Annotated in this window: 14 protein-coding genes; all 14 read right to left on the bottom strand. The window is 45.9% G+C overall.

From position 1 onward, the window contains the following. Positions 1-52: 52 nt before the first annotated feature. Entirely contained in the window at positions 53-1,033 is a 981-nt protein-coding gene (locus OCV88_RS13340; protein ID WP_262591320.1) for a sensor histidine kinase, read from the bottom strand. Positions 1,034-1,062: 29 nt separating this feature from the next. Then, the gene (locus OCV88_RS13345) at positions 1,063-1,737 is read right to left on the bottom strand and encodes a response regulator transcription factor (RefSeq protein ID WP_158425940.1); all 675 of its coding nucleotides are present in this window, start codon (positions 1,735-1,737) and stop codon (positions 1,063-1,065) included. After that, the gene (locus OCV88_RS13350) at positions 1,728-2,825 is read right to left on the bottom strand and encodes an alcohol dehydrogenase (protein ID WP_158425941.1); all 1,098 of its coding nucleotides are present in this window, start codon (positions 2,823-2,825) and stop codon (positions 1,728-1,730) included. The genes OCV88_RS13345 and OCV88_RS13350 overlap by 10 nt, the downstream gene beginning before the upstream one ends. A 1-nt stretch (position 2,826) precedes the next feature. Continuing rightward, on the bottom strand, positions 2,827-4,044 hold the full coding sequence (gene cytX, locus OCV88_RS13355) for a putative hydroxymethylpyrimidine transporter CytX (protein WP_334307985.1): 1,218 nt from the start codon (positions 4,042-4,044) through the stop codon (positions 2,827-2,829). Beyond that, positions 4,019-4,837, bottom strand: coding sequence for a bifunctional hydroxymethylpyrimidine kinase/phosphomethylpyrimidine kinase (gene thiD, locus OCV88_RS13360; protein WP_158425943.1), 819 nt, complete (start codon positions 4,835-4,837; stop codon positions 4,019-4,021). The genes cytX and thiD overlap by 26 nt, the downstream gene beginning before the upstream one ends. 30 nt (positions 4,838-4,867) lie before the next feature. Further along, entirely contained in the window at positions 4,868-5,506 is a 639-nt protein-coding gene (gene thiE, locus OCV88_RS13365; protein WP_158425944.1) for a thiamine phosphate synthase, read from the bottom strand. After that, positions 5,493-6,314: a hydroxyethylthiazole kinase gene (gene thiM, locus OCV88_RS13370; protein ID WP_158425945.1), complete on the bottom strand. Its 822-nt coding sequence runs from the start codon at positions 6,312-6,314 to the stop codon at positions 5,493-5,495. Before thiM ends, thiE begins: the two co-directional genes overlap by 14 nt. Positions 6,315-6,394: 80 nt before the next feature. Beyond that, on the bottom strand, positions 6,395-7,732 hold the full coding sequence (locus OCV88_RS13375; protein WP_262591324.1) for an MATE family efflux transporter: 1,338 nt from the start codon (positions 7,730-7,732) through the stop codon (positions 6,395-6,397). Between the two features lie 135 nt (positions 7,733-7,867). Beyond that, entirely contained in the window at positions 7,868-8,644 is a 777-nt protein-coding gene (locus OCV88_RS13380; protein WP_158426014.1) for a ZIP family metal transporter, read from the bottom strand. Positions 8,645-8,646: 2 nt separating this feature from the next. Further along, complete coding sequence (locus OCV88_RS13385) at positions 8,647-10,032, bottom strand: MATE family efflux transporter (protein WP_158425946.1); 1,386 nt, start codon at positions 10,030-10,032, stop codon at positions 8,647-8,649. Between the two features lie 271 nt (positions 10,033-10,303). Then, the gene (locus tag OCV88_RS13390; protein WP_158426015.1) at positions 10,304-10,942 is read right to left on the bottom strand and encodes an endonuclease III domain-containing protein; all 639 of its coding nucleotides are present in this window, start codon (positions 10,940-10,942) and stop codon (positions 10,304-10,306) included. A gap of 99 nt (positions 10,943-11,041) precedes the next feature. After that, positions 11,042-11,590 carry a GNAT family N-acetyltransferase gene (locus OCV88_RS13395; RefSeq protein WP_158425947.1) on the bottom strand — a complete coding sequence of 183 codons (549 nt, stop codon included), beginning with the start codon at positions 11,588-11,590 and terminating at the stop codon, positions 11,042-11,044. A 156-nt stretch (positions 11,591-11,746) separates the two neighbouring features. Further along, positions 11,747-12,703: a hypothetical protein gene (locus OCV88_RS15990; RefSeq protein WP_317258635.1), complete on the bottom strand. Its 957-nt coding sequence runs from the start codon at positions 12,701-12,703 to the stop codon at positions 11,747-11,749. Positions 12,704-12,866: 163 nt separating this feature from the next. Beyond that, positions 12,867-13,760, bottom strand: coding sequence for a BRO-N domain-containing protein (locus OCV88_RS13405; protein WP_158425949.1), 894 nt, complete (start codon positions 13,758-13,760; stop codon positions 12,867-12,869). Between the last annotated feature and the right edge of the window lie 41 nt (positions 13,761-13,801).

Genomic DNA, 13,801 nt, shown 5'->3' on the forward strand with positions numbered 1-13,801 from the left:
TACCACTGGTATCTGATCACCTTTCATGAATCTTACAGATTTGAAAGATTTCCTATTCGCCAAAATGACTGCTGCCATCGGGAAAATGTAGAGAAATACATGTGTACTCTCCTTCTTTTGATTCTGCCGATATGCCGATCCCCAGCCTGCGGCAGAGTTTCCTGCACAGATATAGGCCAATCCCGGTAGCGGCTGCCTGCATCCTTCCATGACTGCCGGTAAAGCCTTTATCAAAAATACGGTGGATTTCACTGTCTTTGATTCCCATTCCCTGATCCCATACAGATAACACCGTCTCATTCTTTTGCCTCTGCGTATATAAACGAATCTGACAGCCGTCATCCTTTTTGTATTTTACCGCATTGATCAGCAGCTGATTTAAAATAAATCCAACCCATTTATCATCTGAATACACAGTATCTGTTACCTGTTCCACATCAATCTGCGCATGGTTTTGAATCAGCCAGGAGCTTCCCCGCTGTATAACTTTAACAGCCGTCTGGTAAAGATCAATTTCCCGTATCATATAATCCTGGCTGACAGTATCTGATCTTGCGTAAAACAGCGCCTTTTCCACATCATTTTCCAACTGCTCCAGGCAGACTTTGATTTTTTTCATCTCTTCGTCTTTTTTTGTGCCGCAGATCAGATACATAGAAGTTAAGGGAACTTTCACCTCATGAATCCAGTTCTCTATAAAATCTTTATATTCTTTCTGGCTGTTTTCCAGTTCATGAACAGCGTCAATCACTGATTTATTTGATTTCCTCAGAATCTGATGATACAGGCGGTCCTCAAGCCGGAAGGATTTCGGCATCAGCTCTGAAAGCAGATAGGGTTTCTCCAGCTCTTCCAGCAGACCTGACACCTGATTCCAGTATGTTTTCCGCCGGATATAATCCACAGCCATCCATACTGCAAGCACACAGCACCAGGCAATTAAAAACAGAATGCTCTGGTTCTTTTCAAGCCCCAGCAGATAAAAAAAAGCAAAGCAGCCTGCCATACAGGCTGCCTGAAACAGCAGTATCATTTTTTTGTCCTTCAAATAGGCCAAAACGGTCATACAATATATCCCTGTCCTCTCCTGGTTTTGATTAGTTCCCCCGCCCCGATTTCCTGAAGCTTTGCCCGGATCCTGGTCACATTCACGCTTAACGTATTGTCATCTATAAAAATCTGATTTTCCCACAGATCCTCAATGAGATCTGCTCTGGGTACAATCTGGCCGCTGTGGCTGAATAAATAATAACAGATACGAAATTCATTTTTTGTAAGCTCTGACCGTTTTTCGCCAAAAGAAACTGTACTGTTCAGAATATTTAAGCATACTCCGCCGCATACCAGCTGATTTTTGACATCCACCGACTTCCGCTTCCCGGAGCGTTTTAACACCGCCGCAATTCTTGCCAGCAGAACCGGCGCATGATAAGGCTTTGCCACATAATCATCTGCTCCCGCCATCATGCCTTCCAGCTCATCCATAGATGTACTTCTTCCGGTGACAAATATAATGGGGATATCCGCTTTTTCTCTGATCTGCCTGCACAAAAACGTTCCATTTGCTCCCGGCAGATTTACATCCAGCAAAATAAGATCAGGAGAAGCTCTCAGAACATCCCCTGCTATATCATCAAAGCTTTCTGCCGCCGCTGTCCTGTATCCGGAATGTGTTAACAGCTGTACAAGCTCCATACGGATTGACGCCTCATCTTCAATTATATAAATCAACTCCACAATTTTATATCCTTTCCTGAGATCTCTGATACAGGCGTCTGCAATCCCTCAAAATAAATTGCACATTTAATGATATGATCCTGCTTCTGCTCAAATATACGGTAAGCCTCTTTTATTTTTGAAAAGGGGAAACGATGGGTAATCAGACATTCTGCATTTAATTTTCCCTCCTTAATAAGCCTTAGAATTTCATCGCAGCGGCAGGCATCTACACCGCCGGTTTTAAAGATCAGATTTTTTCCGTACATTTGGGGCAGCGGTAATACCTGTTTTTTTTCATACATAGCCTCAAGCACCACAATTCCATTAGGTCTTGCAGCTTTCCAGGCAAGTTCAAAGGTATTTTCGCCTCCGGCTGCTTCGATGACGCAGTCAGCCCCTCTGCCGGCACTGGTCTGTTTTACAAATTTCTCCAGATCTTCCTTCTTGGGATTTACAACAATATCCGCCAGCCCGTTCTCAAAAGCTGTCTTCAGACGAAATTCATCCGTATCAGCCGCAATTACATGCTTTGGCTGATACAGCTGTGCAGCCATCATAGTACACAGTCCCGCCGGTCCCGCTCCCAGTACCAGCACAGTATCCCCTTTTTTGATTTCTCCAAGTCCTGCGGCCCAGTATCCGGTGGAAAGCAGATCTCCTGTAAACAAAGCTGCCTCATCAGAGACCCCTTCCGGAATCCGGTTTAACCCCTGATTGGCATGAGGAATCCGCACATACTCCGCCTGGCCTCCGTCAATCCTACATCCAAGCATCCAGCCCCCTTCTGAATCCTCACAATTGTTTACAAATCCATGATTACAATAAAAACATGAGCCGCAGAAGGATTCCACATTCACGGCTACCCGGTCTCCTGCCGCCACCCCTTTTACAGCCGGGCCGGTCTGTTCCACAACACCTACAAATTCATGTCCTAGTATGACGCCCCGGGCGGCCTTGGGCACAGCTCCATGCAGTATATGAATATCGCTGCTGCAGATGGTTGTCAGTGTCACTCTGACGATAGCATCTGTATCTTTTAACAGGGATGGTTTTTCTCGTTCACAAAGCTCTGCCTTTCCCTCTTTCGTATATACAACCGCTTTCATATCAGCTGTCTCCTATTTCTTTTTCTTTCACCGTCTGATTTCTCATCCTGATTTTCCCCACCACCACACAAAGCAACGCTGTGATTACCATATCCGGCAATGTATTTCCCAAAGGCAGATCAATGGTCATCAGATATCGGTACAGCAAAAATCCAAGTCCCCAGACCATGAGATTTGCAATATCAAAATTTCTTAAGACGCACCTGTGCTTTAGCACAAAAAAATCTGCAATCTGAACTGCCACCATAGGAGCAAATACCGAGCCGATCAAATACAGAAAATCTGTAATATCATCCATGGGAAATATCATGGCTCCGGCAGTCCCCACAACAACAGCCGCCAGGGCTGCCCATTTCTCATTAATTTTCCCGGAAATTGACACACTAGAAACTCCCGCAGAAAATGCATCCAGAAACGTAGTAGTTACCGTTGAAAAAATAATAATTAAAAGTCCTGCCACACCCAGTCCTGCTTTTACCATAATAGAAGCAATATCGGACTCACCGGTAAAAATCGCAATTCCCATGCCGATAATATACATCCAGCAGCTGACAATACCGTACACAACCGTGCTGACTGCCGAAGCAGCCACCGGCTGCTTTGCCTCTCTGATATAATCGCTGATCACAGGCAGCCAGGACAGCGGCATTGCCACCGACAATTCCACAGCCGCCCCAAAGGTCATAGCCTCTCCCAGGGGTGAAGATACAGAAGTGTCTGCAAAAATAATCCGGCATAAGATCAATGTCAAAATAAAAAGAGCTGTCATAGCTATGAGATTTACTTTGCCAAGATTAGAAACGCCAATCAAAATCCATAAAGCAATCAGGCCCCCGATTACCAGACACCATACCCATTTTCCGGTATGGAAAATCCCGTCCGCAGCCAGAGCTCCATCATAAATCATAATGGCTGTCCATCCCACCAGCTGCAGGACATTTAAAAAGGAAAACAAAAGTCCGCCCCGTTTTCCAAAGCTGACTTTTACTGTTTCCATAGCGCTTTTTCGTTGTTTTCCACCAATCACTCCCGCCAAAAACAACAGAATGCATCCGATTAGATGCCCCAGAATAATTGCCTGAACACCCTTTGAAAATCCAAGGGGCGCAAGATAAGTTCCCGTAAGAATTTCCGCAATGGACACACCGGCCCCAAACCAGATCAGTCCATTGGCAAACAATGATGTTCCTTTTTTATTGCTGCTCATGAAACCCTCCATTTTCCAGAACCTTACAGATGCCAAAAGCATGATTCATAGGACCGCTTCCCCGCCCCAGATCAAGCATATCTTTCAGGGCCCCTGATATGTATTCCTTTGCCAGCATCACCGCTTCTGTCAGGCTGCTGCCTTTTGCCAGATTAGAAGCTATGGCACTTGACAGTGTACATCCGGTTCCGTGAGTATTGGGATTATTAATTCTTTTTCCGTAAAACCACTGTATCTTCCCCTTATCATACAGCAGATCATTGGCATCATTCAGCTGATGCCCGCCTTTGCATAATACGGCGCAGCCATACTGATTACTGATAAGCTCTGAGGCTTTTACCATATCTTCTTCCGTCTCAATCTCAATCCCGGACAGTACTTTTGCTTCTGGTATATTCGGTGTCAGAACTGCCGCCAGGGGAAGAAGTCTTTGCTTCAATGTCAGTACTGCCTCATCACTGATAAGCTTTGATCCGCTTGTAGCCACCATAACCGGGTCCACAACAATATTTTCAGCTCCGTACTCCTCCAGCTTGTCCGCAATCACGTGAATCAGCGCACTTGAGGACACCATACCTATCTTCACCGCATCCGGACGGATATCTGTAAATATGCTGTCTAACTGCTCTCCCATAAACGTTTCCGTAACTTCCATAACAGACTGTACCCCAGTGGTATTCTGGGCAGTCAAAGCAGTAATGGCACTCATAGCATATACGCCATTGGTTATCATCGTTTTAATATCAGCCTGTATCCCTGCGCCGCCGCTTGAGTCACTGCCCGCAATTGTTAATGCTGTTTTCATGTTTTACTCCTTCTATTAATCTGCAGGACATCATTCTGCAATCTGTTTTACTTTTGCCAGAAGTTCTTCTGTGGCAGATCTGATATCCGCAGCCCCAAAGACAGCGCTGACCACGGCCACACCGCAGATTCCGCTTCCTTTCAGTGTTAATATATTATCTGTTCCAATCCCTCCGATGGCCACCACCGGAATATCCACTGCCTGGCAGATCTCTTTTAATGTCTGTTTATCCACATCTTCTGCATCTGTTTTGGTTCCGGTGGGAAATACTGCTCCCACCCCCAGATAATCAGCCCCATGGGAAAAAGCCCGGACTGCTTCTTCTACTGTTCTGGCAGAAACTCCGATAATAGCGGTATCGCCCAGCTTTTTTCTCACATCCAGCGCTTCCATATCGCTCTGTCCTACATGAACGCCATCAGCCTGTATCTTTTGTGCCAGCTCCACATTATCATTAATAAGAAACGGAATTTGATACCTGCGGCACAGCTTCTGGATTTCAACAGCCTCTTTAAAAAACTGATCCTCCTTAAGCTCCTTCTCTCTTAGCTGTATCATTGTGGCCCCGCCCTTAATTGCTTCCTCTACCTGCTGATACAGACTCTGCCCCTTCAGCCAGCTTCTGTCTGTTACTGCATACAGCAGCAAATCTTTTTTATCGCACTTCATAATCTGCTCCCTTATCTAACATTTCTGCATTCATATTGTATACTGCATCAATCATCCGGTTCCGGTACGCAGCATTTCCATCCTGAGGCTGCATATAATTCCATCCGGTTTCTCCGGCGACACCCATAGCACACACGGCTGCGGCGGCGGCTTCCAGCCGGCAATCCGGATTGGCAGCCAAAAATGCTGTCATTAATCCCGAAAGCTGACAGCCGGTCCCGGTAATCCTGCCCATCTCCGGCCGGCCGTTTCGGATAACATAGCAAATCTTGCTGTCACTGACAAGATCAATGGCTCCCGTCACCGCAATGATACACTTAAATTTTTCCGCAGTTTCCTTTACAAATAAAACCGCCTGGTCCAGATTTGCTTCCGATACGGCATCTTTCAGATCTGCATCCACGCCTCTGGTGGAAGAATGCACACCCGCCAGTGTTTTAATCTCAGAAACATTTCCCCGAATAACCGTAAACGGAATTTCATGTATCAGATTCATGGCTGTATCTGTCCGCATAGTACTGGCCCCGGCTCCCACAGGATCCAGCAAAACAGGATGTCCAAGATCTGCAGCCCGCTTCCCTGCCAGCAGCATGGACCGCACCGTCCTGGAATTTAAAGTTCCGATATTAATATTTAACCCATTGCAGATGGAGGTTATCTCCTCTGCCTCCTCCTGTGCATCCGCCATAATTGGACTTGCACCGCAGGCCAGTATCATATTGGCTACATCATTTACCGTTACATAATTTGTGATATTATGAATCAGCGGCGCTTCTATTCTTACATTTTCAAGACACTTTCCCAGCATATAATAACTCCTTTTTTACTTCTTATTTTTTAATGATATGCTTTTTCAACTATATCCCGGCAGCTAAAGGCCCGCAAGACTTACCGCAGCCGGTGAATACGCATCAGGCACCCCGCCGTTACTACTGCTGCAGCCCCAATCCAGGCCAGAGGCTCCGCCCAGAAAATGGCTGTTACTCCCCAGAATCCAGTTAAAAACAGGGCCGCTCCAACACGCATAAAAAATTCCACTCCGCCGGAAATCAACGGTATTACGGCATTGCCAAGTCCCTGTACCGCGCTTCGAAACACATGCAGCAGATACAGCGCAAATAAAAAGATACTGAGCATTGTTAAATAACGGTAAGAGACCTCAAGAACCTGAGGCGCCGTCTTATCAGAAAAATCAATGAATATGCGGAGAATATATTTTCCCCACAGCAGCATCACCGTTGTCACTCCGGCAGCAATGACCATAGATGCCAGAAAGGCACTTTTCATTCCTTTCCGAATTCTTTTATGTAAACCTGCCCCAAAGTTCTGCGCCATATAAGTGGTAACAGCATAACCGAAAGAAAAACCGGAGCTTTCCATAAGCCCCAGTAGCTTATTGGATGCTGTAAACGCCGCCACATACACCGTGCCATGCACATTAATGGCAGACTGTAAGACCATCCCGCCAATGACAATTACTACATGCTGCAGCGCCAGGGGCAGCCCCATGCTGCACAGCTCTTTTAAAGACGCCGGGTCCAGCTTCCAGTCTTCCCGCTTCATCTGTATAATCTCTATCCGCTTAATCACTGCCAGGCAGTATAAAAAAGCAAGCAGCTGCGCCGTAACTGTAGCTGCTGCGGCTCCTATAATTCCCCAGTGAAATACCATAACAAATAAAAGATCCAGTACAACGTTAATACCTCCGGCAATTAAAACTGCAAGCAGAGGTGTTCTGCCATCCCCCAGAGCACGAAGTATTGCTGCCGCCATATTATATGCCATAATTACCATAGTACCGGCAAACATTACCGTAAGATAGGATACTGCCCCCGGCAGAATATCACCCGGAGTTTTTAAAATAGTTAAAATCGGCCGGATTAAAAGCTCTCCCGCTATCGTCAGCACCACCCCGATTGTTACACACAAAAATACTGACATAGTAACGGATTTCTTAAGCCGTTCCCGGTTACCCTCCCCGAAATGATGGGCAATCCGGGTGGCAAATCCCTGTGTCATAGCCATAATTACCCACAAAATCAGCCAATATGTCCAGTCCGCCGCGCCTACTGAAGCCAGCGCCTTAATCCCTACACCACGCCCTACAATGATTGCATCCACAATGGTATACAGCTGCTGTCCCAGGTTTCCAATCATCAGTGGAACGGCAAGGGTAATCAGTAATCCCAGAGGTTTTCCCTGGGTCATATCTTTTACTCTGCTCATCTAATGTTCTTCCTTTTTCGTATTTTTAAATCTTTTCGGATATTTCTAATTATAAATTAAATAAAGTAAAATTCAACTGTCCTAAATTCAAGTCTCGCTCTCGCAAGACTTGTACAAAGCTCTGACCAGCTTTCATTACCCCAAAGCCACATCCAGAATCATCATAATCACAAATCCTATGGCAAACCCAATGGTGCCAATATTGCTGTGTTCTCCCTGGCTGGCCTCCGGTATCAGTTCTTCCACCACTACATAAATCATCGCCCCAGCCGCAAAACTCAAAAGGTAAGGTAAAATGGGCGTCAGCAGGCCTGACAGCAGAATGGTTATACCTCCGGCTAAAGGCTCCACAATTCCCGAAAGCATTCCATAAGTAAATGCTCTCCCCTTTCCGATTCCTTCACTTCTTAAGGGCAGTGAAATAATCGCTCCTTCCGGAAAATTTTGAATGGCAATGCCGATTGCCAGGGCAAAAGCTCCCGTCAGCGTTATAGGTGTACTATCCGCAAGCATCCCGGCAAACACAACTCCAACTGCCATTCCTTCCGGAATATTGTGTAAAGTTACCGCCAGCACCAGCATTGTAGTTTTTTTCAAAGCAGCTTTGGGTCCCTCCGGCTGGCGGCTTCCCATATGCAGATGCGGAATAAGCCGGTCCATCAGCAGTAAAAATAAAATTCCGGCAATAAACCCTGCAGCGGCAGGAACAAATGCCAGCTTATCAAGCTCTTCTGACATATCCATAGCCGGAATCAGCAAAGACCAGACAGAAGCCGCGACCATAACACCGGACGCAAATCCCAGCAGCAATTTTTGTACCAGCGGCCGAATCTGTTTTCTCATAAAAAACACACAGGCTGAGCCTAGCATCGTTCCCGCAAATGGAATCAATAGTCCCGCTAATAGATACATCATCAGGTTACCTCTCTTTCCTTGGCAGCCTCCTTATCCATAGGAAGCCTGTAAAAAAATAAAACCGTAAACGGTATGCAGGTCAAAAAAGTCAGTATATCAGCCAGAGTCTGGGAAATCTGTACCCCCATAAGACCAATGGCAGACGGTAAAATCAGAATCAGGGGAATAAAATAAATACCGCTTCTTAATGCTGAAATCACAGAAGCCTGGACACTCTTTCCCACACTTTGAAGCATCATCGTATTACAAATACTAAATGGCTGAAAAAAGCAGGCTGCACACTGACAGCGCAGCGCAAAGGTACCTATGGCAATTACCTGAGGGTCATTCCGAAACAGCGCTACAATGCTGCCGGAAAAAATCAGACAGATTATTGCAGCCCCGCCAAGCAGCCCTTCCCCCATCAATGTTGTAAACCAGAAGCCTTTTTTTACTCTGGAATATCGTCCGGCTCCATAATTAAAAGCAGCCACAGGCTGATACCCCTGCCCGGTGCCAAGGCCTACAGAAAACATCAGCGAACTGATCCGGTTTACAATACTCATGGCAGCTACCGCCGTATCACCATATATGGCAGCCTGATGATTTAAAAGCATTGTGGACATGCTGTTAAATCCCTGGCGTATGAGACTTGGCACACCGGTTTTTACAATTTCTGCTACTTCCTGTCTATTCCTTGTAACCTTTCCAAAAGAAAGCCTGCTTTCTGTTTTTCCCGATAGAAACATATAAAGCAGCAGTAGAAAACTTACAATCTGAGAAACGCCTGTAGCCAGACCGGCTCCCCGGATCCCCAAACCCATTCCAAACATAAATACCGGATCCAGAATTATATTTAAAACGCCTCCGGCAGTTAATCCTATCATAGCATAAACTGCCATTCCCTCATACCTTAGAATATTGTTCATCACACAGCTGCTGGTCATAAAAGGCGCCGCCAGCAAAATAAAGACAGCATATTGTCTGGCATAGGGATAAATAGTATGCGTACTTCCAAGCAGATACATCAGCTGGCGCAGAAATAAAAGTCCCAAAACCCCAATCAAAAGCCCCGCCGCAGCCGCCAGAAAAAAACCTGTGGAAGCAAATCTAGACGCGCTCTCTTTATCTCTCTGCCCAAGCTTTCTAGAAATAATACTTCCGGCCCCGTGTCCAAACATAAAACCAAAAGCCTGCAGGATAGCCATCAGCCCAAACACAACCCCTACCGCACCGCTGGCACTGTTGCCCAGGCGGCTTACAAAATATGTATCCGCCGTATTATAAATATTTGTAATCAGCATACTGACAATTGTTGGCACTCCCAGCGTTACAATCAGCCGCGGAACAGGTGTTTCTGTCATTTTTTTATATTTTAAGTCTTCTGCAGACATATGTCTATCCATTACTGCAGCTCCTTTCACAATTTATGTACTATATCATGTTCTTACTTAATAGTATATTACAGGCTGATATAAAAGGTGTTTCCACCGGCCATAAAGAGGAAAGAGCGTCGTTTTCTATGATGCAAAAAAAATCCTGCCACGGCAGGATTCTCCGCCTGCGGCGGGTTGCGCAGGCAAAAAAGAGGAACTTCTTTTCTGCACTGCAGCTAAAAGCTCCTCCTGTCTATACTGATTATCCTGCCCTGACAGACAGATTTTAATCATTTTTATTCTAATCTACTCCATTTTTTTTGCAGATATCCTGCAGAACGCATCTCTCACAATGGGGTTTTGTCCGGGCTGTACAGACATCTCTTCCATGATATACAAGGCGATGGCAAAAATCGCTGCCCTCCTTGGGAGGCACCAGCTTCCAGAGGGCCATCTCCACTTTTTTCGGCTCCTTGATCTGATCAACAAGCCCAATTCTGTTCACCAGGCGGATACAATGAGTATCTGTTACAATCGCCGGTTTTCCAAATACATCTCCCATAATCAGGTTCGCACTTTTTCTCCCTACTCCCGGCAGCTTTAACAAAGCGTCAAAATCATCCGGCACATTTCCATGATACTGATCTCTTAAAATTTTCATACAGGCACTGATATCTCTGGCTTTGCTTTTTCCAAGACCGCACGGTCTGACAATTGCTTCAATGTCTTCCGGCTCCGCCAAAGCCAGAGCATCCACATCCGGATATTTTGCATAAAGGTCCTGCACTACCACATTAACCCTTTCATCGGTACACTGAGCTGCCAGGCGTACTCCCACCAGAAGTCTCCACGCATCGTTATAATCCAGCGTACACTCTGCATCCGGATATTCCTGCTTCAATCGTTCTATCACTTCTAAGGTCAATGCTTCTTTTGTCAATTCTTCTTTTGCCAATTCTTCCTTTGCCAGTTCTTCTTTTATCATTGTTTCTTTCGTCATATGTTCCTCCGTTTTTTCTCATAGCACCTTCGATAACAATTACGCTTTTTCTCTCCAATGTTTTTCTTCTAAAACTGAAATATGTTCCGTTTTAATCTCTCCTGTTAAATCCCATAACTGATCTTTGTTTGTCTGGTAATGACAAAATCCGCACTTTTCCTGAACTCTTCGAGATTGTTCATTTCCGTCAAAATATCCACACCAGAGCCTTACCAGCCCCAATTCTTGAAAAGCATATCTGACCAGTTCTCTCACTGCCTCCGGAATTAGTCCTTTTCCCCAATATGGAACCCCAATCCAGTAACCAATTTCCGCCTCATTAAATGGCAGGGCAAAATTACTGTCTTTGCCAATCAATAATCCGGCGCTTCCAGCCACACGGCCATCTTCCTTTAAAACAACTGCATAAGTACCTTCTGCAGACAATACCTGTTGAATTATATCCCGGCTGTTTTCCACACTTGTATGTACCGGCCAGCCTGCAGCAGGCCCCACCCTTTCATCCTTCGCAAGTTCGTACAGGCTCCCGGCATCTTCCGTTTTCCATGGACGAAGAATCAGACGGTCCGTCTCTAAAATATTTTTCATTTTTTTATCTCTCCGGTTAAATCTATTTTTGTAAGTACTGTATCATATCTGCCAAAAATCATCTACTGTTTTATATAAACGGGAAGCTGCATCCCGTTTTTCCAAAACACAAATACAGCTTCCCTATTTCATGGACGTATCAGATTTTTTCTATATCTATGCCACGGTTAACGAAACATCATCCAAATCCAGAGACTGAGCTCCTGTGGAAGTTACAGTAAATCTGACAGTGGCACTGGTGGCATCCGCCGGCGCCTCTGTAGAAATCCCCCTAAAGTAACCAAACTCCCGGTTATCACTGGTTAAATTCTGCTCCGATACCGTAATGGTCAAACCATCGACACTTGCACCGGCACTATCAGTAAACGTAAGCTCTGCCGTAAAACCAACCTCTGTCCCTTCTCCTCTGGCAAAAAAGGAAAGATTATAATAGCAGCCGCCCGTAATAGCAACGTCCTGTGACAGCACCGCACCGTTTAATAGATTTACAGCGGAAGTACCGGAATGCACCCTTCCTGTCTGTGCCACCCTATTAGATAAAGATGACGTATTCATAGTCCATCCGGTGGGAACCGTACTCGTGAAATTTTCCATTCCGCCATTTGTAAGCAGCTCTCCCCGTGAGGTACAGCTGCAGGTTCCTGTGGCGCCTGTAGCTCCAGTTGGGCCTGTTGGACCTGTTGGGCCTGTTGCTCCTTCTACTCCCTGCGCACCTTCTGCTCCGGTTGGGCCTGTTGGGCCTGTTGGACCTGTTGGACCCGTTGCTCCTTCTACTCCCTGCGCACCTTCTGCTCCGGTTGGGCCTGTTGGACCTTCTGCTCCCGGTGCACCTTCTGCTCCGGCGGCACCTGTTGCTCCTGTGGCTCCTGTTGCGCCTGTAGCTCCAGTTGGGCCTGTTGGACCTGTTGGGCCTGTTGCTCCTTCTGCTCCCTGCGCTCCTTCTGCTCCGGTTGGGCCCGTTGGACCCTCTGCTCCGGCGGGCCCGGTTGCTCCGGCAGCTCCTGTGGGGCCTGTTGGACCGGCTGGCCCCATTGCTCCTTCTGCTCCGGCGGCACCTGTTGCTCCTGTGGCGCCTGTTGGACCTGTTGGACCTGCAGCTCCGGTTGGACCCATTGCTCCATTTTGCCCATCTCTTCCTGCCGGACCTGCAGGGCCCGTGGCTCCAGTAGAGGCATTTATTTATGCCTAACCAATAATATTTTTATTTCATCAGAACTTTAACCACATTCATAACTTCTTTTCTTCTTAAGATTTTGCTTTCTGAATGTAAGCCTTTTCAGTCATTATTTTCTTCGTATTCTCCCTCTTCCTCCTCAATAAGAGCTGAGGAAGCCTCTATAACAGAAGTAAGAAGATTATAGAAATCAGCAGCTTTCATACTGGTAACCACCGGAACTCCCGTTTGTTCTTCCAGCGCTTTTCTTGCGATTCCCGCAACTTCTCCGCCTCTTTTAGCAACGCTTTTGCTTTCCTCAAAACCAGATGGACGAGCAGCAGCAGAAATATCTTTTGTGGAAGTTTCCGCAAGCATATTTAAAACTAATTCTGTAGTGCTCATATTATCTCTGAGATTTTCTTTTTTCAATCCTTTCAGGGATTTATATTGCCGTGTAGACATTCCAGCCCAGGCCTTCGTAATCTCATCTGTCAAAATGGCATACTCCCTTCCTTGCTGTACTCCTCGCTTTTTCCACTCATCCGTAAGCTCTTTACGAACACGAATAGTCAAAAGCCTCTGATTTATCCACTCTTCATCATATCCTTTTTTTAAATATGTAGAAAAAGCCCGGTCAATTGCTTTCTCCGGATCTATGGTTTCCTCAATACGCTCACTCCCCACCTTCGCAAGCCAGGCTTTTAATGGTTCTGCTTTGGGTGAGGTAACCGACTGGATAATACGGAAAATTCCTTCCATTGTTGCCGCATTTGTTCGATAATTTTTTCCATCACTTGCCAGCATTGGAGTTAGGGTACAGATTGTACCCCACCTGGCATTCAGTTCAGGGTCGCGGGAACGCATTTTTTTAATATACTGTTTTGGGTCTTTACTATTTGTTAAAACCGCAATCACATCTGTCACACAAAAATACCATTCTTCCTGTTTGGCATTCCATGAAGTACGAATTTGTTTATCTTCAAACATTTGGATCAAATTATTATTTCCGCTCATTTTTACGTCCTCCTGGTTTTACCAGATCTGAAATAGGGTAC

Source organism: Brotonthovivens ammoniilytica, from assembly GCF_025566885.1.
Taxonomy (GTDB): domain Bacteria; phylum Bacillota; class Clostridia; order Lachnospirales; family Lachnospiraceae; genus Brotonthovivens; species Brotonthovivens ammoniilytica.